This is a genomic window from Streptomyces doebereineriae, assembly GCF_031845645.1.
Classification (GTDB): domain Bacteria; phylum Actinomycetota; class Actinomycetes; order Streptomycetales; family Streptomycetaceae; genus Streptomyces; species Streptomyces canus.
Genome location: NZ_JAVREZ010000478.1, coordinates 1 through 414 on the forward strand (window position 1 = coordinate 1; position 414 = coordinate 414).

A 414-nucleotide genomic window follows, 5' to 3' on the forward strand; every position below is an offset into this window, starting at 1 on the left:
GGCTTCGACGCGGGCACGGGGCTGGGATCTCTGGCCGGGTGCGTTGGCCACGTCGTTCTCGTTCCCGACGGCGTTCGCCGTGATGACGGCGGCGTGTGTGGGGGTCGGTTTGATGTGGGTACTCACCCGCCATGACGGGCAATCAGGACGCGGCACCGCTGCTTGACGCGCTGCACGATTACCACACTTCAAATCGGTACGGGTTCTCGCCGCCGGGGCATCGCCAGGGCCGCGGTGTCGACCAGCGGGTGCTGCGCGTTCTGGGGCGTGAGCCGTTCTTCAGTGATGTCCTGGCCAGCGGTGGGCTCGATGATCGGCGGATGAGCAACGGCTACCTCAAGCGGGCCGAAGAGCTGATGGCCGAGGCGGTGGGGGCGAGGTCCGCCTGGTTCTCGACATGCGGCAGTTCGCTGT

The 414-nt window shown here is 67.4% G+C and carries 1 pseudogene; it reads left to right on the top strand.

The window, feature by feature from the left end:
- Window positions 1–131 precede the first annotated feature (131 nt).
- Window positions 132–414 (top strand): annotated as a pseudogene (locus RNB18_RS52850) (ornithine decarboxylase); the annotation flags it as partial.